The organism is Vibrio sp. THAF190c (assembly GCF_009363355.1).
Lineage (GTDB): Bacteria > Pseudomonadota > Gammaproteobacteria > Enterobacterales > Vibrionaceae > Vibrio > Vibrio fortis_A.
In genome coordinates this window covers 1,360,368-1,385,914 of sequence record NZ_CP045338.1, presented here as the reverse complement: position 1 = coordinate 1,385,914, position 25,547 = coordinate 1,360,368, and the positions used below count along the sequence as shown (strand labels likewise).

Genomic DNA, 25,547 nt, shown 5'->3' with positions numbered 1-25,547 from the left:
GATCACAATTTTGCAACATCAACTTGATTAGTTAAGTACTTTAGCCTATTTATTTGTATATACATTTAAACAACCAAGGTTAACGATCGAAATGGCGACAAACTTGATCCTTAAAAATGCAAGTATCTGTTCAATGGCAGTTGGGGAGCTCGGCTACGCGCCGTCAACACCTCAAGACATATTGGTCGTAGGTGGCAAAATTGCTCAAATTGTCCCATCAGAATCAAACGCATTTGCCACACAAGAATCAATGTCAGATCACCAGGTCGTTGACTGTTCAGGCAAGTTGGTCACTCCAGGGTTAATCGACAGCCACACGCACCTGATTTACGCGGGCAATCGTGCCAATGAGTTTGAGATGAGGCTCAAAGGTGCAGCTTACACTGACATTGCAGCGCAAGGCGGCGGAATCTTATCAACGGTTCGAGCGACACGTGCCGCGAGTGAAGAAGAACTCATTGAACTAGCCCTACCGCGCCTTGATGGCCTGCTAAGTAGTGGCGTTACCACGGTTGAAGTTAAGTCCGGCTATGGTTTGACACTCGAAGACGAGTTAAAAATGCTCAGAGCGGCTAAGGCTTTGGAAAACTACCGTCGTGTACGCATCACAACCACCCTTTTGGCTGCACATACCGTTCCACCTGAGTTTAAAGACAACGCCGATGAGTATGTCGACCTCATCTGTAACACCATCATCCCACAAGCCGCTGCAGAAAAGCTTGCAGATTCAGTCGATGTATTTTGTGAGTCGATCGGCTTTACGTTGGAGCAAACCGAGCTCGTCTTTCAGGCGGCGATAAACCATGGCTTGTCCATAAAAGGTCACACAGAGCAGCTCTCCAATATGGGCGGCAGTGCCTTAGCGGCAAACTATGGGGCGACCTCTGTTGATCATATTGAATATCTCGACCTTGCAGGTGTGAAGGCTCTGAGCGAAAACAATACCGTTGCAAGCCTGCTACCGGGAGCTTTCTACTTTTTAAAAGAGACTCAGCAGCCACCTATCGAACTATTGCGCGAACACAAGGTGCCGATGGCGATCGCGACCGACTTAAACCCTGGGACTTCACCCTTTGCTGACCTCACTCTGATGATGAACATGGGCTGTACTCTCTTTGGTTTGACCCCGGAAGAGTCTTTAAGAGGCGTTACCTGTCACGCAGCGCAAGCCATTGGCAAAGCCGGTTCACGTGGGAGAATTGTAGAAGGCTACGACGCAGATTTCGCAATCTGGAACATTGAACATCCAGCGGATCTTAGCTATCAGGTCGGTGTACCACGCATATCTAAACGTATCGTTGCAGGAGAGCTATGCCATGACAGCTTCTAATCTAACCCAACAAAATCATAAATGGACTGGTCGTGATGACTTAGAAGACGGTGTAGATGGCAAACGAGTTCACCACATCACGCAGATCGTTGATTGCTTGAACATACCTTCTGAGCAAAGCGTTGCGCTCGTCGGCTTTGAGACTGACGCTGGCGTCGCACAAAACAAAGGACGCGTCGGAGCTAAGCAATCGCCGAACCTCATTCGCCAAGCACTAGCGAATATGGCATGGCATAACCAAGCGAATGTTTACGATCTCGGAAATGTAACCTGTGAAGGTGATGATCTCACCAACGCACAAATGCAATGCGCTGAGGTCGTGACTCAAGCCTTAAAGGAAACACGCACCATCGTATTGGGCGGTGGGCATGAGATAGCGTGGTCATCATTTCAGGGGTTAGCAAACCACCTTGATCAGATATCACCAGATCAACCACCTCGTATTGGCATCATCAACTTCGATGCGCATTTCGATTTACGTGAACATGAAAGCGAGATCGCCGAAGTTAAACCGAGCTCAGGCACGCCATTCAATCAGATCCATCAATGGTGCCAAATAAAAGGCTGGCCGTTTCACTACGCTTGTTTAGGTGTAAGCGCTGCGAGCAATACGCAAGCTTTGTTTAAAAAGGCAGACGCGCTCAATGTTTGGTATTTGAACGACCACCAGATCACCTACCCTAATCTGGTCGGTAACTTAGAAAAGCTGTCTGAATTTATCAAACAGTGTGACTACCTATATCTAACCATCGATCTTGATGTGTTCCCTGCGGCAACTGCACCCGGAGTCAGTGCTCCAGCAGCACGCGGAGTCAGCTATGACAATCTCGCGCCGCTGTTAGAACTAGTGCTTCAACACCCTGATAAATTGCTACTCGCTGACATTGCTGAGTACAACCCAAATTACGACATAGACCAACAGACGGCTCGACTTGCTGCGCGCCTATGTTGGGATATCGCCAACGCTATGGCAAACGCATAACTTTAATAAAAACAAAAGATAACGTGAACATAAGGAAATCCAACATGACGGAACATCACAATAGCGACCCTCGCCTAGATACCTCACGTGAGATTCGCGCTCCGCATGGTACGACACTGCGTACTAAATCTTGGCTGACAGAAGCGCCATTACGCATGTTAATGAACAACCTAGACCCAGACGTAGCTGAGCACCCTCACTCGCTGGTTGTGTATGGTGGTATTGGCCGCGCTGCTCGTGACTGGAAATGCTTCGATACTATTGTTGAAGTGCTAGAACGCCTAGAAGACGATCAAACTCTATTGGTACAGTCAGGCAAACCAGTGGGCGTTTTCCCAACTCACAAAGACGCTCCTCGTGTATTAATTGCCAACTCAAACATAGTACCGCACTGGGCAAACTGGGAGCACTTTAACGAGCTCGATAAACAAGGCTTGATGATGTACGGCCAAATGACCGCAGGTAGCTGGATCTACATCGGATCACAAGGCATTGTTCAAGGTACTTATGAAACCTTCGTTGCAATGGCTAAACAGCACTTCAATGGTGATGCAAAAGGGCGCTGGATTCTAACAGGTGGTCTTGGTGGCATGGGCGGCGCTCAGCCTCTAGCGGCAACCATGGCAGGTTTCTCTATGATCGCGGTTGAGTGTGACGAGTCTCGTATCGATTACCGTCTGCGTACTGGCTATGTCGACAAGAAAGCCACCAGCCTAGATGAAGCGATGGCGATCATTACAGAATCTGAAACACCAGTCTCTGTTGGCCTACTTGGCAACGCAGCGGATGTATTCCCTGAGCTTGTAGAACGTAACATCATCCCTGACGCAGTAACAGACCAAACCTCTGCTCACGACCCACTCAATGGCTACCTACCTCAAGGTTGGTCAATGGAAAAAGCAGCGGAAGAGCGCTTAGCCGATGAAGCGAAAGTAATCAAAGCAGCGAAGCAATCTATGGCGATCCAAGTTCAAGCGATGTTAGATCTGCAAGAACGCGGCGCAGCAACCGTGGACTATGGTAATAACATTCGTCAAATGGCACTGGAAGAAGGCGTCGAAAACGCATTCGATTTCCCAGGTTTCGTTCCTCAATATATCCGTCCTCTTTTCTGTGAAGGTATTGGTCCATTCCGTTGGGCTGCACTGTCTGGTGATCCAGAAGATATCTACAAAACTGACCAGAAAGTAAAAGAGCTGATTCCGGACAACCCACATCTTCACAACTGGCTAGATATGGCTCGTGAGCGCATTCAATTCCAAGGTTTACCTGCTCGTATCTGTTGGGTTGGTTTGAAAGACCGTGAACGTTTAGGTCAGGCGTTCAACGAAATGGTTAAAAATGGCGAACTTAAAGCACCCGTCGTTATTGGTCGTGACCACCTAGATTCAGGCTCAGTAGCTAGTCCTAACCGTGAAACAGAAAGTATGATGGATGGCTCTGACGCTGTATCAGATTGGCCACTACTCAACGCTCTGCTGAATACCGCGGGTGGCGCAACTTGGGTTTCTCTGCATCACGGTGGTGGCGTAGGTATGGGCTTCTCACAGCACTCAGGTATGGTGATCTGTTGTGATGGTAGTGATGATGCGTCTCGTCGTATTGCTCGCGTGCTGCACAACGACCCAGCAACCGGTGTAATGCGACACGCTGATGCAGGCTACGACATTGCTAAGCAGTGCGCGAAAGACCAAAAACTAGACCTACCGATGCTAAACGCTGAACTACGTAAGCTTTAAGAGTGAGAGAAGATATGTTGAACCTATTACTGAAACCAGGACAACTTGGCCTATCCGAGCTTCGTAAAATCAGCCGTAGCCCAGTGAACCTATCGTTGGATCCTGAAGCCATTCCTGATATTGAGGCAAGCACTCAAGTGGTTGAGCAAGTGATCGCCGAAGATCGTACCGTGTATGGCATCAACACTGGTTTTGGCTTACTCGCAAACACTAAAATCGCACCTGAAGATTTAGAAGTACTGCAAAAAAGTATCGTGCTCTCCCATGCGGCAGGTATCGGCAAGTTCATGTCTGACGAAACCGTTCGTCTAATGATGGTACTGAAGATCAACAGCCTGTCTCGTGGCTATTCGGGTATTCGTCTTAAAGTCATCAATGCACTGATCGACCTAGTGAACGCACAAGTCTATCCTTGTGTGCCACAAAAAGGCTCTGTAGGTGCATCTGGCGACTTAGCACCATTGGCTCATATGAGTACGGTTCTACTGGGTGAAGGTCAAGCACGTCACAATGGTAAGATCATCACTGGCTTAGAAGCGATGCAAATTGCAGGGCTTGAGCCAATTACCCTCGCGCCCAAAGAAGGTCTAGCGCTACTCAACGGCACTCAAGCTTCTACAGCATTTGCACTGGAAGGCTTGTTTGCGGCAGAAGATCTGTTCGCCTCAGCAACAGTCTGTGGTGCGATGTCAGTAGAAGCGGCGCTTGGAAGCCGTCGACCATTTGACCCTCGAATCCACCGTGTGCGTGGTCATCGCGGACAAATGGACGCTGCTCTGGCTTACCGTCACCTACTCGATCAAACCAGTGAAATTGGTGAATCTCATACCTGCTGTGAAAAGGTTCAAGACCCATATTCACTGCGCTGTCAGCCTCAAGTGATGGGTGCTTGTTTGCAACAAATCCGCAATGCAGCGGATATCCTAAAGATCGAAGCAAACTCTGTGTCTGATAACCCGCTGGTTTTCGCAGACGATGGCGACATCATTTCTGGCGGTAACTTCCACGCTGAACCTGTGGCAATGGCCGCAGATAACTTAGCGCTAGCAATTGCTGAGATTGGCAGTCTGTCTGAACGCCGCATGGCGCTATTGATTGACAGTGCATTGAGCAAACTACCTCCATTCTTGGTCGACAACGGTGGTGTAAACTCAGGCTTTATGATTGCTCAGGTAACTTCGGCAGCACTAGCAAGTGAAAACAAAACACTCGCGCACCCTGCTTCGGTTGATAGCTTACCAACATCTGCGAACCAAGAAGACCACGTTTCGATGGCGACATTCGCAGGCCGCCGCTTGCGTGACATGGCAGAAAACACCCGTGGTATTCTTGCGGTTGAATACTTATCAGCAGCGCAAGGGCTTGATTTCCGAGCGCCAGATAAGTCGTCAGCAAAAGTAGAAGAAGCGAAACAGATCTTACGTGAGAAGGTAAGCTTTTACGACAAAGACCGTTATTTCGCACCAGACATCGAACAAGCTAACTTGCTGCTTAAGCTTTCAGTACACAACCATCTAATGCCTGATGGCATTCTATGTAGCTTCTAAGTAGCAATATTCTGCGTTAAGGATATCTCTGCTTAACCGACTAAACCTGCACTTCATAGCTCAGATATGAAGTGCAGGCATCACTGATTAAGCCGCTCACCTTTCCACTCCCACCTCTATCATTTACACCGCCAATACTCCAACCAAGATCACATAACACTCGCGTTACCATTCTGTAGCATATGAACACAGTCACTAACTGGATAGACCATTAGATTCGAATTAGTCCGTTATAATCGCCGCAGTTTTGATAATGAATAGCGGTATTATGTTTCTGACACCATACGTTTCTACTGAAGAAAACAAATTTCAATTCACTCGTGAACAAGCTAGCCACTTCGCAAAAAAGGTTGCTGGTGATTTCAACCCAATTCACGATGAAGACAACAAGCGCTTTTGTGTACCTGGCGACCTACTATTTGCGGTTCTACTGCAAAAGCAAGGCATTAGCCAAAAGATGCGTTTTGATTTTTCAGGCATGGTAAGCGATGGCATTGCATTGGATGTAGAAAACAAATGCGATAAAGAAAGTGCTGTTGTTGATGAGAAAGGCAAAGAGTACCTACACATGACATGTGAAGGTGAAACAAGCCAAGATCAAGCATTCATCGAACATGTCGTGACTAATTACGTTCAGTTCTCTGGTATGAACTTCCCGCACATCATGGTTCCTCTTATGGAAGAGCAACAAATGATGATCAACTGCCAGCGTCCACTGGTTATCTATGAAAGCATGGAAGTAGAGTTCTCTCGTATCGACCTAACTCACCCAGAGGTTGAGTTCTCTGGCGCAACATTCGATGTTGAAGGCAAGCGTGGTGTTGTAACTCTTAACTTCGATTTTAAAGAAGATGGTGAGATCGTAGGTAAAGGCGTTAAACGCATGGTAGCAAGTGGCCTTAAGCCATACGACCAAGCGTCAGTTGACGACCTAGTAAACCGCTTCAACGAGCGCAAAGATATGTTCCTAGCACAGTTCGCTGCAGCCGCTTAATCACTAAACAGCTCTTTAGCGCAAAGCGATAGCAAAAATTATAAAGCCCAACTTGAGATAAGCTGGGCTTTTTGATTTACGCGCTAGTTAACATAACAAATTCAAATCCAGCGGCGAACTTTCTGTTTGTAATCAACGTATTCGGCACCAAATAGCGATTCTAACGCTTGCTCTTCAGGAAGGATTTGAAAGCGGTTCATGTAGACAACGAACAAGAAGCTAAGCGAAAGGCTAAATAGATTTTGAAGATAGTATCCGAAACAAAATAGCAGGATGAAGAGCGCAAGATACATTGGGTTTCTGCTGTATCCGAAGATACCTGAATCAACCACCAATGAGGCACTGTCCACTTTGATTGGGTTTACTGTGGTTTTGCGTTTCTTGAACTCCCAAACCGCAGAAAAACCAATCATGCCGCTGACCAAGATACCCAGTAATAACATGAGCTGATGATAAGGAAGAGAAAACGAAGCCAACGTAAAGCTATTTGCTAGCCAATATGACAACAATAGAATCACAACAAACAACGCGAGCGGTGGTACTTTTAATTCCAAGAACTTCATAGCCTTCCTTATGCCATATTGAGATATTAAAAAGCCCAGTCAGTGCTGGGCTTCATCATTTATATCAATCTTTCAAGTGCTTGAAGTGGGTGAGCAAGTTTCTCTCCCTCGAAGCGCTTAACCTGACTTCTACAAGAATACCCTGTTGCAAGGCATCGATCTTTAGGAAGATCTTGAATTTGTGGCTTCCAACTCAATCCATAAATATCTTTCGACATCTGCAGCTTATCGACTTCGTGACCAAAAGTACCGGCCATACCACAACAGCCCACAGGCACCGTCGTTAGCCCGGCACCAAAGTGAGCGAATATTGCGCCCCACTCTTTCTCTGCATTTGGCATTTTGGTCTTTTCAGTACAGTGAGCAAACAAGTACCACATCTCTTCGCTAGACTCGCGACAAGTAAACTCTTCAAGACGTGGCAGCATCCATTCATGCACGGTGAGTACATCAAAATCACCACGCTTATCACCGAGTACTTCTAGATACTCGTCGCGGTAACAAAGCACCAGAGCAGGATCAACACCGACTAATGGAATACCGATATCAGCGATAAGCGATAAGAAATCAGCGGTCGATTTAGCATTCTTTGCAAACTTACTTAGGAAGCCCTTAATATGCTGAGCTTTACCATTTGGTTTGAATGGTAGAACGACCGGAGTTTTCCCAAGCTTGATAAGTAGCGAGACAAAGTCTTCGACCACTTCTGCGTCGTAGTAACTGGTGAATGGGTCTTGAACAATCAGAACGTGCTGTTGCTTTTGCTCCTTCGACAGACCTTCTAAATACTGTAAGTCAAACGCCTTAAGCTGTTTTTCAGATAATCGCTTATCCAGCGTAGGTACAGACATCAAAGGTGCATCAACATAACCTACTGTTTTTGCTGTCGCGCTTTGTACCCACTTCTGCGACAGAGCCGCATTGACAACTTTTGGCGCTTTAGCCATTAACGGCAACATGGTCTCAATGTTCGCCACCAAATAGTCTTTTGCTGGACGTTGGTAACGAGAGTAGTAAATATTTAGGAAACGAGAGCGGAAACTAGGAACGTCCACTTTAATCGGACACTGGCTTGCACACGCTTTACAAGCAAGACAACCATTCATCGCTTCATGCACTTCATGAGAGAAGTCGTATTCGTGGCGCTTGTTGAGCGAGTTACGAACACGTTCGATCATGGTTTTCACAGGCGTAGAGTCGTTTAGCGCTTGTTGTTCCAAATCAAGAATATCAACACCCTGCTCAGTTAACTGACGCAACCACTCACGCACTAAACCTGCACGGCCTTTTGGAGAGTGACGACGATCAGCCGTCACCTTCATCGATGGACACATCGGTGAGCTTGTGTCGTAGTTAAAACATAGACCGTTGCCGTTACACTCCATCGCTTGCTTGAAGCTATCACGGACTTGCACATCAATCTGGCGATCGTAGTAACCGCGTTTAGTGTCGGTGACTTTAACCAGCTCTGCATCACTATCAAGCGGTGTACAGATCTTTCCTGGGTTCATCTTGTTGTGCGGGTCAAACGCTGCTTTTACTCGACGAAGCTCAGTGAAGAGCTCCTGGCCAAAGAAATCTGGCCCATATTCAGAGCGGAAACCCTTACCATGTTCACCCCACATCAATCCGCCATATTTAGCCACCAGCTTAACGACTTCATCGGAGACTTCATGCATCAACGCTTCTTGTTTAGGATCGCAAAGATCCAACGCTGGACGCACGTGCAGAACACCCGCATCAACGTGGCCAAACATCCCATAGTTTAAAGACTTAGCATCAAGCAGTTCACGGAACTCAGCAATAAAGTCAGCTAGGTTCTCTGGCGGCACACAAGTATCTTCAGCAAATGCAACAGGCTTAGCTCGTCCTTTTGCTGCACCCAACAGGCCTACGGCTTTTTTACGCATGTTATAAATACGACCAATGCTCGCTAAGTCACTGCACACTTGAAAACCGATGATGCCCGCTTCTTCCGCTTCTAGCATTTGGTTCAAGCGTTCAGTCAGTGCACTCACTTGAGCTTCAACTTCAGCCTCATTCTGACCAGCAAACTCAACCATATTGATGCCGAGCATCTCTTTATTCGGCACATCAGTCAGCAAGTCGCTCACTGTGTGCCAAACAATATCTTGCTTAGCGAGATTCAATACTCGTGAGTCAACGGTTTCGACAGACAAAGCATTCGCTTCCACCATAAATGGCGCATTACGTAATGCAGAGTCAAACGAGTTGTACTTCACGTTGACGAGCGTTCGAGCTTTTGGAATAGGAGTAAGATTTAGCTTGGCTTCGGTAATAAAAGCCAGTGATCCTTCTGCACCACACAGCACGCGAGTGATATCAAAACGATCGTTTTCTTCATTAAACGCGTTCTTTAGGTCGTAACCAGTAAGAAAACGGTTCAATGGTGGGAATTTTTCTAGGATTTGTTGGCGTTTTTCACGACAAACAGACTCCGTTACCTCTAACGCTTTATGGGCGAACTCGCCAACGTTAGGTAACCCATTTGAAAGGTCTGACTCCAGAATAGAACCGTCAGCAAACACCGCTTGCAACGACAACACATGATCGGAAGTTTTGCCGTATTTCAGCGAGCCTTGACCTGAAGCATCCGTATTAATCATTCCGCCTAGGGTGGCACGGTTACTGGTCGAAAGATCTGGAGAGAAGAAATAGCCATAAGGGCGAACGGCATCGTTCAATTGATCTTTGACGATACCCGCTTGAACACGAACCCAACCCTCTTTCTCATTTATCTCAATCACTTGATTCATGTATCGAGAGAGGTCAACAACCACACCTTTCGTCAAGGATTGACCGTTGGTACCAGTACCGCCACCACGAGGGGAAAAAGTGACCCTTTCATACGTGGATTTCGCACTGATCTTTCCGACTAACGAAACGTCGTGAGTAGTTTTTGGGAGTACCACCGCCTGTGGCAGCTGTTGATAAACACTGTTATCGGTCGCGACGGCTAAACGGCTTGAATAATGAGATTCGATGTCACCAGTAAAACCTGCCGCTTTTAACTCTTCTAAAAAGCGAACAACAACTGGATCGACATCAGCATTGAGTTGAAGTCTTGGTAACATTTGCTTCCTGCCCCTACTTCGCTGATCCTATCAGCAATGGGTTAAATTAGAATTTTAATAATTTTCTTTGAATTTCGTCACTTTACTACTAATAAGTTCATATAAAAAGGTGATCAAATAAGAATCTCAGTGCAAGAATGCAATAATAGTCACTTTTCTATTCTTTCAGTAGTAACATACTGGATATCGTTTTGTTAAAGATACCCATGAGCACAATATAATGAGAAAAAATAAAACAGTCACAACAGAAGACATTCTTCTAAAACTATGCCAATCGGTATCAAGCGTACTGACTTCTGCAACTGCTTCTCCAGTTCAATACTCGGCTATGGTCCAAAAGATCAGTAAGACCAGCCTTAAGCCAGATTTTGGTTGTTTTGTTCTATTCGACGGCGGCTTTTCAGGCCTAGTTGTTATCAACTTCACTTCAAAAGCGGCTCTAGAGATCTACGCAAACTACATGCGCAACATGGGCATGCCGGAAGATGAGCTTGCAGTACTGCACACCTCTGACGAAGTGGGTGATGTTTTAGGTGAGCTGATGAACCAATTGGTTGGCGACTTTACCAACAAAGTACGTAAAGAGCTGCAAACCAACATTACCCAGAACCAACCAAAAATGCTGTCTCTGAACAAACAAGTTAACCTATCAGTAGATACTAATCTGGATCGACCACAAGCGCGCCGTGTGACTTTCTCTACTGAAAAGAACAACATTTTCTACCTAGAGCTGGCTATGGATAAGACTGAGTTTATTCAGCTTGAAGAGTTTGAAATTTCTGAAGATGAATGCCCAGACAGCATCTTAGAAGCAACGCAAAAGAAAATGAACGAAGACAAATCAGACAACAAACCGTCTGACAACGACGCAGCAGCAGACTTACTGGACGAACTAGGCATCTAAGCCAAATTTTCGTTCTTACCTTCTAAAACACCATCAACGATTTGATGGTGTTTTTCATTTCTAGGGCTACATTCAGACCAATCACTACCATTGCTAACACGACTTTTACTTTCTGTTGCTCACTAAAACGGGTAAAATGTCGGACTTTTAAAAAAATGTGGTAATGATTAGTCAGTCGATGGATAAGAAAAGAGCCCTCAAAAAAATTGCCAAGTGCTTAGAGCTTGGAAACTCAGCCAACGTTAACGAAGCCGCTAACGCAATCAAAATGGCGCATAACTTGATGCTCAAATACGGCCTCGAGAAGGACGATATTGAATTCATCAAGATGGGGAAAACTCAATCAACACATCTGCTACCCGCTAACATTAGCTCAACCCTTCTGCGTGTCATTCGCGGCATTAATACCAAATTTGGTGTGGAAGCGGTTCTTTTAAATCACAAAGGCCTGAAGCGCGCCGAATTCATCGGAGAAGCGGATCGCGCAATATTCGCAGCCTTTGCTTTTGACATCATCTACCGTGAAATGAATGAGCATACAGGCCAATTCCGTAATAGCTTCGCCGGCTCTGGCACCAGCTCAACGGAAGTCACTCGTCGCGTAAACTCGTTTGTCTCTGGCTGGGTTGAAGGTGCGCTTGAGAAACTACCAACCATCACCCCCGATGATGAATCAAACAACAAAATCAATAACTACATTGATAAAGAATTTAAAAACATCGACCGCGAAACCTTTAAGCAACAACTAAAAGAAGCAATGAAAAACCTTACTGCTGATTATGAAGTAGGCTTAAAGAAAGGTCGTAAGTTATCTGTAAACCGCCCTGTCGCTGGTGCGCAGGCGGCAAAGCGGATAACCAAATCCTAATACTGGCTTTACTTAACAGTAAATCGCTGATAAATATTTCCTTCGACGGATATACAGAACAATATGTTTGTCATATACATCGACTGTTATGACTGAAGTACAACATGGAGACAACACGTTGAAAAAAATCACATTAGCACTTGCGCTGACTATCGCTCTAACTGGCTGTCAGGCGACTCAGCGTCAAAACGCAACGACAGGTGAATCTGAAACAAACTCTGCGACACAAGGTGCACTTATCGGTGCTATCGCTGGTGCCGTAGCGGGCGCGGCAACGGGTGATGACTCTAAAGATCGTCGTAAACGCGCACTGATTGGTGCTGCAGGTGGCGCGGCTGTCGGTGGTGGTATTGGTTACTACTTCGACCAACAAGAAGCAGCATTACGCCAAGAGCTACTTAACTCTGGTGTTCAGGTTGAGCGTGTGGGCGAAAATCAACTGCTACTTCGCCTAGAAAACGGCATCGGTTTTGAATCGGGTTCTTACGCTCTTGAGCCAAGCATCCACAAAACACTGCGTGGTGTTGCTCGTATTCTAGTTGAATACCCTGACACAAGCCTAGTGATCGATGGTCACACAGATAGCACAGGTAGCGAGTCTACAAACCAAATCCTATCTGAGCGTCGTGCTGAATCTGTACGTGCATTCTTGATCTCTCAAGATGTTGCAGCAGGTCGCGCTATTGCTCGTGGTAACGGTGAACGCTACCCAATCTGTGACAATGGTACATCTCAAGGTCGAGCATGTAACCGTCGCGTAGAGATTCAAATTCTACCGCTGAAATAATCTCGATTAAGCCCAGCCAATCGCTGGGCTTTTTTATAGGAACTACCGAGAAAGATGGATCTATGTTGAACAAGCTCACTTTAATCCCCCTACTTTTTTGTCTTCTTAGCGCCCAATCATTTGCAGAGATAACACAGCAAGAACTGACTCAGCTTCAAGGGAAGGCTAACCAAGGCAACTCAGAAGACGAGTTTCGTTTAGCACAGGCCTACTTGAATGAGCCAAGCATCAAAAACGAAGAAGAAGCTTTCTATTGGTTTTCTCAAGCTGCAGAACAAGGCCACCAGCAAGCTCAACTGCAAACTGCTGATATGCTGGTCAACGGACAAGGTACTCAGAAGGATATTAACGCTGCTGCCCTTTGGTATACACAACTTGCTATAGAAGGCAATCATCAAGCGGCATTCAACTTAGGCGAGCTCTATGAGCAAGAAACCGAGTCGTTTGATGCACTTGACCAAGCTGAGCTGTGGTACCGTCTAGCAAGCTCTCAGCTCCCTCGAGCTCAACAAGCGTATGAACGCGTCCTGCAAGCACAATTTAATCAGCGTCGCTCACAACAAGTTTCATCATTTAAAGCACTGGATGAGCAATATAGTGAGCAGGCCACAACCCAATTAACCAATTCGTCTTCCATGACGACATCGCAGACTACCCAACCTGCGTTTCAGGCTAGCCAACAAAACAAAACCTCCCACAATTTAATAATTGGCTTAGCGATTGTTATTACTCTGCTACTCGGTATTACGGGCTTCCTAGTCGCCAAGCTGCGTAAAAATAATCAAACAAAAACTGAAGATATCAACCGAGAACAAATCAAGCTCAAAGATATCCAACTGAAACAACAAAAGCACCAAATCGCCACGCTCTATAAAGAGCTGAAGAAACGACAAAACAGTAAGAGCAATCACAACCTTCAGCTAGCCTGTGCTGTGTTTGGATACAAGATTTCGGCCATTCCTGAACAAAAGAAAATCAAAATTCGCTACAAGCAACTCTCTAAAATTTATCACCCTGATGGCCAAGGTAGCGATGAAGAGATGAAAAGGTTGAACGCTGCCCTGAAAACAATCTTACAAAATGTTACCAAAACGTAACAAATAAAATCTTACGGGAGCGACTTAGTGCACGGAAACCCATTATTATTGGTGTCGCAAACGATCTCCCTCTCAAAAATAGGTAACAAACAATTAACTTATTAGTACTACTTGTGTCATAATCCACGCCGAAAATACACCTGACGATACAGGTGAGGAGAGGATATGTTCACAATTGAAGGCGTATGTGATTGGTGTAAAAAGCCAAGCCTAGTAAAAAAACATGACTACCTTGACGGTAAGTCTCATTGTTCATGTGAAGAATGCAATGACATTGCAACCATGGACGTTCGCCAGTTCAATATCGGCGAAATGGAAATGAGAGCAAAACTCTCCGAGGCAACGAGAAGATAGTTACCTCAACACGGAAGTAAAAAAGCGCCAATCGAGGCGCTTTTTTGATCCTGCTAACTTACCGCATCCACCATCTTTTTTCGCTACACCATTACTTCCCTTTCGCCTTAAGCCCTCTTTCGCTTCTAAAGAGAACTTCTATCTAAACAAGTCACCTCAGTGCCTATACAGTACTTTTATCAAACCACTGTATAAACCTGTATAGAAAAGGTGCTGTGGATCTCAAACCTTCTTAATCATGAGAAATTTTGATATTTCAGTCGAATTTAAAAACATAATTTAAAACAATAACTTAATCTAAATCTCGAGTCGGATTTCGAGGTTTTGTTCAATATTCCCTCAAAAAATTGCTTGATCTTATGCACCACAAAAACTACTGTATACACATACAGCATGTATATAAGGACAGCAAAATGATTCAAGCTCACGTAAAAGCACAACACTCTAGCCCGCTAGTTCAATGCGCATTTTCTGCAGCATCACATCTGCCGCAGAGCTCTAATCAATCTCGCCACCAAGCAAACTTGTTAGCACGTATGGCTTTGCTGTCCAATCAAGAACAGTGGTTACTGTTTACAGCGCAGACCCCTCGCCCTTCAGCGAAAGAACTCTCTCAGTTCAACATTTGCTGTGAGCGCATCATTCACATGAAACCTTCCCGTCAAATGAGCGAAATGGAGACTGTTGAAAAAGCGATTCGCTCTCGAAACGCGAGTGCGATTATCGCGAGCAACCAAATTGATTCATTTGGCCAACAGTATTTACGTGAGCTTGCGATCCAATACCAATGCGAAGTCTTCTTTGTCGAGCACAGCACAACTCATCACGTTCACTAATCAAACACTGCCGACCCCGCTCTTTTCTGTCGTAGCCAACGACAGCATTGAGCGGGGTTTTTATTTGTTATAACGAACCTTGAAAGCAGAAAGAAAAAGAGAATTGCAAAGAAACAAGCAAACGTTTGCTTTTTCTCTGGAAGCTGAATTTAGATTGGGTATAATGCCCACCTAATCGAGTGTGTTATGCACTTCTCTGTACGACGTTTGATAAAAGATAGGAATGTCTAAATGAGCCTCGCTGATCAAGTTCTAGCCGTAAATGATGATCTACCCATCCGTACTGATAAACCTGTCCACAGTGGCAAAGTTCGCTCAGTTTACTGGTTAACCGAAGAAGATAGTCAAAGACTAATTAAAGAGAAAGGCTACGATGTTGCACCTGATGCACCGTTAGCAATCATGGTTATTAGTGACCGTATCTCTGCATTTGACTGTATTTGGCATGGCGAAGGCGGCTTAAAAGGTGTTCCAGGTAAAGGTGCTGCACTCAACGCTATCTCTAATCACTGGTTTAAACTGTTTAAAGATAACGGACTGGCTGATAGCCACATCCTAGATATCCCTCACCCATTCGTTTGGATCGTACAAAAAGCACGCCCAGTTATGATCGAAGCGATTTGTCGCCAATACATTACTGGTTCAATGTGGCGTGCCTACGCAAATGGTGAACGTGAATTCTGTGGTATCGAAATGCCAGAAGGCTTAGAGAAAGATAAAAAGCTTCCAGAGCTACTGATCACACCATCGACCAAGGGTATTCTTAAGGGCATCCCTGGCGTACCAGAAGCAGATGATGTCAACATCACTCGTCAGAACATCGAGCAGAACTTCGCTGCATTTAACTTCACTAAAGAGAGCGATATTGCTCATTACGAGAAGCTACTGAAAGAAGGCTTTGGCGTGATTAGCGAAGCATTGAGCAAGGTTGATCAAACCTTCGTTGATACCAAGTTTGAGTTTGGTTACGTCAATGATGCTCAAGGCAATGAAAAGCTTATCTACATGGATGAAGTTGGCACGCCAGATTCATCACGTATTTGGGATACTCAAGAGTACAACAAAGGCAACATCGTCGAGAACTCGAAAGAAGGCTTCCGCCAGTTCTTGTTAAACCACTTCCCAGATGCCGATATTCTACTTAACAAAGAGCGTATGCCTGAGCGTGAAGCATTGGCTCGCGATAACGAACTGCCGCTTGATGCGCTAATGTCTCTGTCTCGCACCTACCTTGATATTGCTGAAAAGATCACAGGTAGCAAGATTGAACTGAGCGAGAATCCGAAACAAGAGATCGTCGACATCCTACGCGCTGAGTACAACCTAATCGACTAACACTCCTTTCTATCAATAAGGTCTGTTACTTAAAGGGCCGCTTATCACTTTATTACTCAAGTAACTGAGTTAATGAAGTAGATAAGCGGCCCTTTATTGTTATCAGGCTTGGCGCCGAAATAACGCCTCACCGTCTATAGCTTTATCGTGAACTCCTCAGCCGAACTTCCGGTGATCACTAGGTGGCTTCGTGATTCGATGTACTCGATCTGTTCATCTTCCAACGAATATGGCATCACAACTTTCAGTTCATTGATACCTTCCAACTTTGCCAACTTAAGTAGTACCACGATATTCGATTCGTCACTCTTTCGCGTAGAGAGCGATTTGAGTGCCTTTTCCCATAAACGATCTTCCGGAGTCGATAGATCTTTAATGCTATCTTTCCAAACTGTACCGAACACAGGGGCAAATGTGGTGAGTGCTTCTAGAAAAGTCCATTTTTTATCGCATGACGCGCCAAGAAAGTTTGTGTAATCAAATTCTACACAGGTCTCTTTTTGTTTATCCATGATGTCCCCCGACACATTGGCAACACAATATACTCTTAATATCCACCAACTTTTTCTATATAGCAATAGGATATAGAAGAATGGTCTTTTATGACCTTTTGATTGGTTAAAAAGGCATATAAAAATCAATTTTGTAACAAAAGACGAACTGAAAACTCATATATGCGCCTATTTGATTAATATTTTACAAATTGAAGTAATTCCAATTATTTCACATCCAAAACACGACTCGCTTTCTTGTACTGAATACGCCAACCAGACCAAACTGGCAGTTCCCAACGCTTGGGTGGTGTTTTACGCCCACCGCTCGAGTAATGGACATACACAAGCTTTCTTTGAGGAAGGTATTCAACATCAAGTTGGAGATCGGCCAATAATAAATGGAATGGGTATTTTTCTGCAAATTCTTCATATTCCCAGTATGGAATGCCATCAAACGGAATGTCTTCCGCGTCGAACATCTCTAACTCATCTACTTGGCTAACACCCAACTCTTCTAACTGGGCAGCAAACCAATTAACAAAGTTAAGCTCTTCGATTTGTTGCGAGTATTCATGACTTTCACTCAGTCCCATTCGCACATACAACTGCCAATGTTTGATCTCTTGAGTTCTCTGTTTCGCGAACCCTTGTAGGTACTGCTCGCTTACCACCATGTCTATGACGGGCTTAAGTGAGAGTTGACCTTGCGCCTCGATAAGCTTGGTGTCGATCACACGACCTGCGTAAACCAAAGACATAGCCGTGAACACCTGCCCCGAGCTGTCTGATGGCCCTTCAACGACCGTTTCACCTTGCTCCCACTCCCCCAGCTCTTGCTCTACCAGCAACTGAAGCGGGATCGGCGCTACCGTTGTTGCTAAGGTCAATGTCTGCTTTACTCCTCTACCGGGCAAGCTATAGGTATCAAGTACGAGCAGAGCTTCGCTGCTGTCTGGAACTCGATTTTCCCTGCCTAACATCACTTCGAGTTGCCCATTGGCGAACGCCTCACGCCGCTTTGTTCGACGAACAAAAGCCAATTCTGGGTGCAGGCGTAAAATCTCTTTGAGTAAATCGACTCTGTTGAATCGAGAAGCGACTTCCAATTGAGGGAGTTCAAACAGTTCGCGCATCTGTTCCGCTAAACCTTGAGCCTCCAACAGAGCTTGCTTATCAACCGTAATATGAGGGAACTGTTTTCCGCGGACGACGCCAATGAGTAAGGCAATGTCGCAGCCCTCTTTCTCTTCTTTGAACAGAGCATCCAAATGTTCTGGACTGTTTGGCAACTGATAAAGTCGAGCAGGAACTGAAAGCGCGGCTGTGAGATCTATCATCGCCTCTTTAAGCGCTTTAGATTTAATCCGAGTCACAATGTCGGCATGCAAAGCATCAATCGGCAATGGATACATGCGTTGGCCATGCTCGGTCGCCATCCCCTTTTCATCTATCGCCTCCATCAAAAGCAAAGCTTGCTTCGCTTTCAACAATGACTTTCCTGGTAACTCATCTAGTAGGTCTAAATCTTCAAACGTCATCTGACAGCAAGCTGCCGCTAACATCGGCTCAATCAACTCTTCACGTTGCATCTCTGGTGGTGTAACAAGTTCTAGAGCCGCATGTTCGCCAAACAGTCGCACACACTGACCATCCATAACACGCCCTGCACGTCCCGCTCGCTGTTTCGCACTGGCACGAGATATCGCTTTCAAAGTTAGCGTTGTTCTACCATTGCGCTGAACCGTTCTGCGTTCCAAACCAGAATCAATCACCACCGCAATGTTCGGAATGGTTAGGGAGGTCTCAGCCACGTTGGTCGCCAGAATCACTTTGATCTTTCGCTGTGGTGAATCCAGCGGAATATCGGACAATGCGCGATTGCGCTCGCTATCGGAAACCGATGCGTAGAGCGGACATACTTCAATCTCTTCGATGCCATTCAGCATTTGAGCCGTTTGTAGAATCTCTTTCTTACCCGGTAGGAAAACAAGAATGTCGCCACTGCACGCCGCTAGCTGATGTTTCACTTCATCAGCAACGCGACGTTCGATATTACGGCTATCCGGTAGGTGACGAGAGTCCAATGCTCGATGTTCAATAGAGACATGATAGTTTCGACCTTCACAAGTGATGCGTTCTGCATCGAGATAGTGAGCAAGCTTAGCCCCTTCGATTGTCGCCGACGTTACAATTAATCGATGTTGGCTACGCGCTTTCAAGATCGCCACCAACAAATCAATGTCCCAGCGACGTTCATGAAACTCATCGACCACAACGATATCAAACGTCTCTAGCCCACCTTCTACCAACCATCGCAGAGCGACACCAGGAGTGACAAAGGTCACCTGAGTCGATTCGTTGTATTTGGCGTCTAGCTTAATCGCATAGCCCACCTCATCACCCAACGGTTTGCCCGATGAAGTAGCCAAAAACTCAGCCAATGAAGTACATGCGATACGCCTTGGCTCAATCACTAATACTCGACCATGTTTTGCTGCCCAAACCGGTAAACGAGTCGACTTACCAGAGCCTGTTTCAGCTTCTACAACAAGGTGATTTGAAGGAAGGAGTTGATGAAGTGCATGTTCATAAGAATCGATGGGTAGTAGAGACATAAAAGGTGTCAATAGATAAAAAATGTGAGCTAAGTATACCTAAATCTTCACTCGATATTCGAGAAGTGTGGCAAAGCAGTGAGATCATCATTTTGTTTGGTTATATAAGGGATAAACAGTTTACAATTGAATAACTAAACCGTTATCATTTTTCCGTTTTTCTTTCTCCCATATTAGGCTTCCAATGAACAACGACAAACGTCCTCTGTACATCCCATATTCGGGCCCTGCACTACTAAGTACTCCTCTTCTAAACAAAGGCAGTGCATTCACCGCTGAAGAGCGTGCTTCTTTTAACCTAGAAGGCCTTCTGCCTGAAAATACAGAAACGATTCAAGAGCAAGTTGGCCGTGCTTACAAGCAGTACTGCAACTTCGAAAGCGACATGGATAAGCACATTTACCTGCGCAACATCCAAGATACTAACGAAACACTCTTCTATCGTTTAGTTCAGAATCATATCTCTGAAATGATGCCAATCATCTACACACCAACTGTAGGTGCGGCATGTGAAAACTTCTCTAACATTTACCGTCGTGGTCGTGGTCTGTTTATCTCTTACCCGAACCGCGATCGTATCGATGACCTACTGAACAATGCGACTAACCACAATGTAAAAGTAATCGTGGTAACGGACGGTGAGCGTATTCTTGGTTTGGGAGACCAAGGTATCGGTGGTATGGGTATTCCAATTGGTAAGCTTTCTCTATACACAGCGTGTGGCGGCATCAGCCCAGCTTACATGCTGCCTATCGTTCTTGATGTTGGTACCAACAACCCTCAACGTCTAGCAGACCCAATGTACATGGGCTGGCGTCATCCTCGTATCACGGGTGCAGACTACGACGCATTTGTTGAAGAGTTCATTCAAGCTGTTCAACGCCGTTGGCCGGATGCTTTGGTTCAGTTTGAAGACTTCGCTCAGAAGAACGCGATGCCACTGCTTGAGCGCTACAAAGATCGTATCTGTTGCTTCAACGATGACATTCAAGGCACAGCTGCTGTAACAGTCGGCTCACTATTGGCTGCTTGTAAAGCGGCAGGTAGCAAGCTATCTGAGCAACGCGTGACATTCCTTGGTGCAGGTTCTGCAGGTTGTGGTATCGCAGAAGCGATCATCGCTCAGATGGTGTCTGAAGGTATCAGTGATGCGCAAGCTCGCTCACAAGTTTACATGGTTGACCGCTGGGGTCTTCTACAAGAAGGCATGCCAAACCTACTAGACTTCCAACAACGTCTGGTTCAAACAAATAAGAACACTGAAGGTTGGGAAACAGAAGGTACTGGTTTCTCGCTATTAGATGTTGTCCGTAACGCGAAGCCTACTGTACTGGTTGGTGTATCTGGTGCACCGGGTCTGTTTAGCAAAGAAGTTATCCAAGAGATGAACCTTCACTGTGAACGCCCAATTGTGTTCCCTCTATCTAACCCAACAAGCCGTGTTGAAGCGACGCCAAACGACATCATTCGTTGGACAGAAGGTCAAGCACTTGTTGCGACAGGTAGCCCATTTGAGCCAGTGACTCACAAAGGTACAACTTACCCAATCGCACAATGTAACAACAGCTACATCTTCCCGGGTATCGGCCTTGGTGTTCTAGCGGTTAACGCATCTCGCATTACCGACGAAATGCTGATGGAATCAAGCCGTGCACTTGCAACTTGTTCTCCACTAGCAATCAATGGTTCTGGTGCACTTCTACCACCACTAGAAGAGATCCACACTGTATCTAAGAAGATTGCTTTTGCCGTTGGTAAGAAAGCGATCGAGCAAGGTGTTGCACTAGAGATCACTGAAGAAGCGCTACAACAAGCTATCGACCAGCACTTCTGGCAACCAGTGTACCGTCGCTATAAGCGTACTGCTTTCTAAGCAAGATTGAAGATTATCTCTAAAGCCTCTGCATCGCAGGGGCTTTTTTCTTCATATAGACATCACTTAATCGTTCATTTTTATAAGATATTTTTGTTACTATCGACTATTCGTTAACGATGCTCAGGCGCAAGGACCCTACCTCGAGTGAAATTCAGTTCTTCAAATTTGATTGCACTTTTAAAGAAGGCGAGCAAAAAGATCCAAACCACCCTACTTTCCGTGTTTATCATTGTGTTGATTGGGGCTGCGACAGTAATTGGTATTGATTACTGGGTTTCTTGGCAGGCTAAAGGGCGAATCATTACCCAGATAGAAGACGTCCCTCAGAGAGAGGTGGCGGTTGTTTTAGGGACAAGTAAGTACTTAGGCCGCACTCTTAACGAATACTATAAGCACCGAATCGATGCCGCTATCGACTTGTATAACCAAGGCACCATTAACCAGTTTCTATTGAGTGGTGATAACGCACATCGCTCGTACAACGAGCCTTGGACAATGAAGCGCGACCTTCTTAAAGCTGGTGTGCCTGAAGAGCGTATCAACCTCGACTACGCAGGTTTTCGTACCCTTGACTCTATTGTCCGCGCCAAGAAGATTTTTGATACCGATAACTTTCTAATCATCACTCAAAAGTTTCACTGTGAGCGTGCACTTTTCATCGCCAGCTCTTACGACATTCACGCCCAGTGCTTGGCTGTTTCTGGGCCAACCAAACACTCCGGCTTCTATATTCGATTACGTGAAGTGTTTGCACGGACCAAAGCATTTTTAGACCTCTACATCATAGATACCGCACCGAAATTTTTAGGTCCAAAAGAGCCGATCCAACCTAGCGCAACCCCTGAAAACAGTAATCCACAAACCGATGTGTAGAAATCTACACATTTTCGATTTGTCGCCTCACACTTTGCTACACCAAGAACAAAACACACCAACACTCCTTTATTAACTTAAGTAACATTCTGTCAACAAAGTCTGACCCTACATCAAGTCAAACACCTCGAACACAATAAGCGCCACATAAAAAATAGGCGCATCTAATAACAGAGGTGAAACAAAAGGAGCGCCCTATGACGGCACTTGTTACTACACTGAAACACTGGTTGTTCACCCGCAACAGCATGATCCTAATCGGGAATTTCTTGTTGTTTGCGACCTTGATTAATACCCTGCCCTTCGAATCGCAGGTCAACACTGGTCTGAGTATCTTGATCTTTGTTGCTGTACTTTGGCTCACAGAGGCGATTCACGTCAGCATCACGGCATTGCTTGTTCCATTGCTAGCTGTTGTATTTGGTGTCTTCAACACCCCTGCGGCACTGGCAAACTTCTCCAACCCAATTATCTTTCTTTTCCTAGGTGGGTTTGCATTAGCAGCAGCGTTGAACAAGCAAGAGCTCGACAAAGCGATCGCCGATAAAGTACTTCTGATTGCGAAAGGAAAAATGTCGGTTGCGATATTCATGCTATTCGGTGTGAGTGCGGGTCTATCAATGTGGATTTCAAACACTGCGACTACAGCAATGATGCTGCCTTTGGTTTTAGGTGTGATGAACAAAGTCGACCAACGTGAAGACCGCAATACTTATGTATTCGTTCTACTTGGTATCGCTTACTGTGCTTCAATTGGTGGTATCGCAACGCTAGTAGGTAGCCCACCGAACGCAATCGCAGCAGCAGAAGTTGGCTTGAGCTTTACTGAGTGGATGGCGCTAGGCCTTCCTATCTCTCTCATTCTTCTACCAGTTGCGATGGTTATCCTATATGCGATGACTAAACCAAAACTGAACCACACTTTCGAACTAGATCATAAGCCAGTTGAGTGGACCAACAGCAAAAAAGTCACACTGTCGATCTTCTTGCTAACTGTGACTCTGTGGATTTTCGGTAAACCAATCAACGCAATGATCGGTGGCTTCTCGAAGTTCGATAGCCTGGTTGCTATTGGCGCTATCGTACTGCTTGGCGCATCTCGCGCAGTAGAGTGGAAAGACGTTGAGAAAACAACTGACTGGGGCGTATTGATTCTATTTGGTGGCGGTATCTGTCTGAGTAACATTCTTAAAGCGACAGGCACCAGCGTTTTCTTAGCTCACTCTCTAAGTGGTTTCCTAGAGCAAGCTGGCGTGCTTCTGACTATCTTAGCGGTTGTAGCTTTCGTGGTATTCCTAACAGAGTTCGCAAGTAACACGGCAAGTGCAGCACTACTGGTTCCTGTATTCGCAACGATTGCTGAAGCACTAGGTATGTCACCGGTTATCTTGTCTGCACTAATCGCGGTAGCCGCATCATGTGCCTTCATGCTGCCTGTAGCGACACCACCAAACGCTATCGTATTTGGCTCTGGTCACATCAAACAAAAAGAGATGATGCGTATCGGTATGGTGCTTAACATTGTATGTATCATGGCGCTGACACTGTTTGCATGGATCTTCTGGTAATCAACACTCCTGCTCCACACAAACGGGTTGCGATTCCCCCTAGCAACCCGTTTCAATAATCAAGAGTGTAATCATAGCCTGGCACCTACTAACAACAACACAGGCATACTTTCCCTTTGGTGGCCTCACGCGCCACCTCTTTTTTTTTCCTTTCGTTATATCCCCGCTGAATAGCTAGTCAAAACTCTAACGTTATTGATTCACCACCACTTGATTTCTACCTGAATGCTTTGCTTGATAAAGTGCCTCATCTGCTCTAGCGATAGTTTCTGTCATCCGTTCCTGTTTCATTTGAGCAACGCCGATACTGCAGGTCAAAGGATCTCCATGAATCCATAAGTGTTGCCCCACAATAGTTCGAATTTTCTCGGCTTTGGCTTGAGCTTCTGCAATGGACGTTTCTGGACAAAAAACGATGAACTCCTCGCCACCCCATCGAACCAACTTGTCGGTTGAGCTGATTAAGCTCCCCACCACCATAGAAAACTCACGCAGAATGTGGTCACCCATTTGGTGGCCGTACTGATCGTTCACTGACTTGAAATGGTCGATATCGAAATAGAGCATGCTGAACACGCCATAGCCCTGCTTTACATCTTGAGATTGGGCTTTAAGCCAATCACGGACGGCATGACGATTCAGTGTCCCAGTCAGCTCGTCGCGATTGGCAAGCTCTGAGAATTCAAAGTTCTGTTCACGAAGAGATTTGTTCACGTTCTTTAGATGCGCATGACGCTTTTCCGCAATCATCATTCGCTTGCGAGAGCTGTGTAGCTCAGACAACAAAAATACTGTGCCTGTTCCGACCCACACAAACAGCAGAATAAGAAACAAGCTTTCTGCACTGATGTAAGATCCTTCAAATTCAATACTCTTAACAACGATCTGATGCTTACCGAGTTTGGCACCCGACCCAGTTGCAAATTCCACCAAGTTGACATTTGAATATTCCGGTGCAGAGTGCTCTAGCGCGATGTCGTTGTCCGCAAGCCACCAAGTCATCACTTGCAGGTTTGCAATCGGGATTTCAATCACGCCGCCATCAACACCAGGCTGAAATTCCATGCCATTGTATTTAAAGGAATACTCGTCATCAGGCGTTGAATAAGCAGGGTTGTAATTACGAAGGTAAGTTCTTAATCGGCCGCTAGACTCTTCGCTAGTGTGGTAGTCGATGTTGACTCGAAAAGTATGATATTGGGAAAGGTCGATCCCGATGGTGGGATCAGAATTGATTTTGATCGACAGCCCACAATAAGGCCAAGGGTATTCAGACTCGATTAACTCACAGTTCAACACATAGTGATCATCTTTTAGACTCAAGACCGAGGTACTGACGCCATTATCAACCTTGTCACTGGTTGCAATAAACTCGAATTTGTCGGGCGTTATGGCCGTAATGACGCGATTACCACTTACTTGATATAGCTGAACAATTGCCAAAGTCGCCACAACCAAAAATATGACAACCTTATGTATCCACTTCACTGGTTTGTTTCCAATCTAATGAGCACTTTTGGCGCTCTATTCACAACATTCTGCGGTCTATGCCAAGCACGCATATCTCGCCGGCAAACGTTATAGCACGGCTTTTCAAAATATCATACTCTAATTTAGAGGGTGCTTAAGAAAAGTTCGAACGCTTTATCTAACATCAATATTACGTACCTAGCGCACCTCTATTTGGTAT

General features: G+C 45.6%; 20 protein-coding genes. 15 read left to right on the top strand and 5 right to left on the bottom strand.

The window, feature by feature from the left end; translation table 11 throughout:
- Positions 1-91: 91 nt before the first annotated feature.
- The 5 genes from hutI (at position 92) to FIV04_RS06275 (ending at position 6,592) form a co-directional block, all read left to right on the top strand.
- Positions 92-1,330: an imidazolonepropionase gene (gene hutI / locus FIV04_RS06295; protein ID WP_152468582.1), complete on the top strand. Its 1,239-nt coding sequence runs from the start codon at positions 92-94 to the stop codon at positions 1,328-1,330.
- Positions 1,317-2,312, top strand: coding sequence for a formimidoylglutamase (gene hutG / locus FIV04_RS06290; RefSeq protein WP_152468581.1), 996 nt, complete (start codon positions 1,317-1,319; stop codon positions 2,310-2,312). Before hutI ends, hutG begins: the two co-directional genes overlap by 14 nt.
- Positions 2,313-2,356: 44 nt before the next feature.
- Positions 2,357-4,051: a urocanate hydratase gene (gene hutU / locus FIV04_RS06285; protein WP_152468580.1), complete on the top strand. Its 1,695-nt coding sequence runs from the start codon at positions 2,357-2,359 to the stop codon at positions 4,049-4,051.
- A 14-nt stretch (positions 4,052-4,065) separates the two neighbouring features.
- Positions 4,066-5,598 (top strand): histidine ammonia-lyase, encoded by a 1,533-nt coding sequence (hutH, locus tag FIV04_RS06280; RefSeq protein WP_152468579.1) that lies wholly within the window; start codon positions 4,066-4,068, stop codon positions 5,596-5,598.
- Positions 5,599-5,866: 268 nt separating this feature from the next.
- A complete protein-coding gene (locus tag FIV04_RS06275) occupies positions 5,867-6,592 on the top strand; it encodes a DUF3581 domain-containing protein (RefSeq protein WP_032549220.1) in 726 nt (241 codons plus the stop codon).
- Positions 6,593-6,693: 101 nt separating this feature from the next.
- On the opposite strand, the gene FIV04_RS06270 is transcribed toward FIV04_RS06275, so the two are convergent.
- Positions 6,694-7,155, bottom strand: a complete 462-nt coding sequence (locus FIV04_RS06270; RefSeq protein ID WP_152468578.1) for an isoprenylcysteine carboxylmethyltransferase family protein — start codon at positions 7,153-7,155, stop codon at positions 6,694-6,696.
- Positions 7,156-7,214: 59 nt separating this feature from the next.
- Positions 7,215-10,250: an FAD-binding and (Fe-S)-binding domain-containing protein gene (locus FIV04_RS06265; protein ID WP_152468577.1), complete on the bottom strand. Its 3,036-nt coding sequence runs from the start codon at positions 10,248-10,250 to the stop codon at positions 7,215-7,217.
- A 220-nt stretch (positions 10,251-10,470) separates the two neighbouring features.
- On the opposite strand from FIV04_RS06265, the gene FIV04_RS06260 reads away from it, so the two are divergent.
- The 7 genes from FIV04_RS06260 to FIV04_RS06230 all read left to right on the top strand — a co-directional run bounded on the left by FIV04_RS06260 (position 10,471) and on the right by FIV04_RS06230 (position 16,431).
- Complete coding sequence (locus FIV04_RS06260) at positions 10,471-11,154, top strand: DUF3334 family protein (protein ID WP_150872157.1); 684 nt, start codon at positions 10,471-10,473, stop codon at positions 11,152-11,154.
- A 178-nt stretch (positions 11,155-11,332) separates the two neighbouring features.
- Positions 11,333-12,022, top strand: a complete 690-nt coding sequence (locus FIV04_RS06255; RefSeq protein WP_032549226.1) for a DUF2786 domain-containing protein — start codon at positions 11,333-11,335, stop codon at positions 12,020-12,022.
- Positions 12,023-12,140: 118 nt separating this feature from the next.
- Complete coding sequence (locus tag FIV04_RS06250) at positions 12,141-12,809, top strand: OmpA family protein (RefSeq protein WP_032549227.1); 669 nt, start codon at positions 12,141-12,143, stop codon at positions 12,807-12,809.
- A 62-nt stretch (positions 12,810-12,871) separates the two neighbouring features.
- Entirely contained in the window at positions 12,872-13,906 is a 1,035-nt protein-coding gene (locus FIV04_RS06245; RefSeq protein ID WP_152468576.1) for a tetratricopeptide repeat protein, read from the top strand.
- A 165-nt stretch (positions 13,907-14,071) separates the two neighbouring features.
- Positions 14,072-14,260, top strand: coding sequence for a hypothetical protein (locus tag FIV04_RS06240; protein ID WP_032549228.1), 189 nt, complete (start codon positions 14,072-14,074; stop codon positions 14,258-14,260).
- A 413-nt stretch (positions 14,261-14,673) separates the two neighbouring features.
- Positions 14,674-15,096 carry a SulA-like leucine-rich domain-containing protein gene (locus tag FIV04_RS06235; protein ID WP_152468575.1) on the top strand — a complete coding sequence of 141 codons (423 nt, stop codon included), beginning with the start codon at positions 14,674-14,676 and terminating at the stop codon, positions 15,094-15,096.
- A gap of 231 nt (positions 15,097-15,327) precedes the next feature.
- Complete coding sequence (locus tag FIV04_RS06230) at positions 15,328-16,431, top strand: phosphoribosylaminoimidazolesuccinocarboxamide synthase (protein ID WP_032549230.1); 1,104 nt, start codon at positions 15,328-15,330, stop codon at positions 16,429-16,431.
- A gap of 134 nt (positions 16,432-16,565) precedes the next feature.
- Here FIV04_RS06230 and FIV04_RS06225 read toward each other — a convergent pair whose 3' ends face one another.
- Positions 16,566-16,943 carry a hypothetical protein gene (locus FIV04_RS06225; protein ID WP_032549231.1) on the bottom strand — a complete coding sequence of 126 codons (378 nt, stop codon included), beginning with the start codon at positions 16,941-16,943 and terminating at the stop codon, positions 16,566-16,568.
- A 206-nt stretch (positions 16,944-17,149) separates the two neighbouring features.
- Entirely contained in the window at positions 17,150-19,540 is a 2,391-nt protein-coding gene (locus FIV04_RS06220) for a helicase-related protein (protein ID WP_152468574.1), read from the bottom strand.
- 184 nt (positions 19,541-19,724) lie between these two features.
- On the opposite strand from FIV04_RS06220, the gene FIV04_RS06215 reads away from it, so the two are divergent.
- The 3 genes from FIV04_RS06215 (at position 19,725) to FIV04_RS06205 (ending at position 23,857) form a co-directional block, all read left to right on the top strand.
- Positions 19,725-21,413: an NAD-dependent malic enzyme gene (locus tag FIV04_RS06215; RefSeq protein WP_150894932.1), complete on the top strand. Its 1,689-nt coding sequence runs from the start codon at positions 19,725-19,727 to the stop codon at positions 21,411-21,413.
- Positions 21,414-21,560: 147 nt separating this feature from the next.
- Complete coding sequence (locus tag FIV04_RS06210) at positions 21,561-22,289, top strand: vancomycin high temperature exclusion protein (RefSeq protein WP_152468573.1); 729 nt, start codon at positions 21,561-21,563, stop codon at positions 22,287-22,289.
- Positions 22,290-22,486: 197 nt separating this feature from the next.
- Positions 22,487-23,857: a DASS family sodium-coupled anion symporter gene (locus FIV04_RS06205; protein ID WP_152468572.1), complete on the top strand. Its 1,371-nt coding sequence runs from the start codon at positions 22,487-22,489 to the stop codon at positions 23,855-23,857.
- 192 nt (positions 23,858-24,049) lie between these two features.
- On the opposite strand, the gene FIV04_RS06200 is transcribed toward FIV04_RS06205, so the two are convergent.
- Positions 24,050-25,345 carry a GGDEF domain-containing protein gene (locus FIV04_RS06200; RefSeq protein ID WP_152468571.1) on the bottom strand — a complete coding sequence of 432 codons (1,296 nt, stop codon included), beginning with the start codon at positions 25,343-25,345 and terminating at the stop codon, positions 24,050-24,052.
- Positions 25,346-25,547: the final 202 nt, after the last annotated feature.